The sequence below is a fragment of the Pseudoxanthomonas kalamensis DSM 18571 genome, assembly GCF_010211745.1.
Lineage (GTDB): Bacteria > Pseudomonadota > Gammaproteobacteria > Xanthomonadales > Xanthomonadaceae > Pseudoxanthomonas_A > Pseudoxanthomonas_A kalamensis.
In genome coordinates this window covers 1-728 of record NZ_PDWQ01000047.1, presented here as the reverse complement: position 1 = coordinate 728, position 728 = coordinate 1, and the positions used below count along the sequence as shown (strand labels likewise).

Genomic DNA, 728 nt, shown 5'->3' with positions numbered 1-728 from the left:
GTCCAAACGTTTCCAGAGCTTGGTTTTACCGAGCGCGGTAACGACCTCATAAACCTTGTCCTGCGTGGGTAGCTTCAACGTCATCCGCCACCACCGGCTGTTCTCGTGCTCCGTCTCAACCAGATAAACCGCATAGTCCGGTTGAGCCTCATCGAGCACGGCCAGCTCTTTCTTGGTCAGGGTGAGCATTGCTTCCTCATCGTTGAAAAACAAAGAGGGAAGTAATGCCACGGTCAAGTTCAGCTTTCTACGCTTAGGTTTGGGTTTTTCACGCTTCACGTCGCCCGTATCACGTTTCAAACGATTCATGAAGTATAGAATCACAATCGTGAAGCGGATGCAATCCTGCGGTTGTTGAAATGTGTCAAACATCGCTACGCTACTCAATCTGCAAGCCAAAGCGGCGGCGGCGGTCGAGGAGGCGACGGTTCTAAGAGAGGCGGTTGACTTGTTCGCCGGTTGGCGAGAGGATTGGCCTATCGCTGCACAATCAGCGATTCGGCACATCAAACCGATCAAGATGGCAGGAGCGCGCAAGCGCCCATCGTCCGATGCTGGCGCTTTTATTTAGCTCGCCAGTTCTATGGTGGGCGGTGCGCGGAGGCCGCAAGGCCTGCCGGTTCCCGCTTCTGCCTATCCGGTTTTGATGACCGCGTACCGTCCACCACCTTTCCTGCGAGTACACTCGCTCTGCAAGAAGGTAGATTCAGCACCAGACGTACCAACAC

General features: G+C 54.5%; 1 protein-coding gene. It reads right to left on the bottom strand.

The features are described from left to right. On the bottom strand, positions 1–213 hold a 213-nt coding region (locus tag CSC70_RS14635), incomplete at its 3' end, for a MobD protein (RefSeq protein WP_211369509.1). Positions 214–728: the final 515 nt, after the last annotated feature.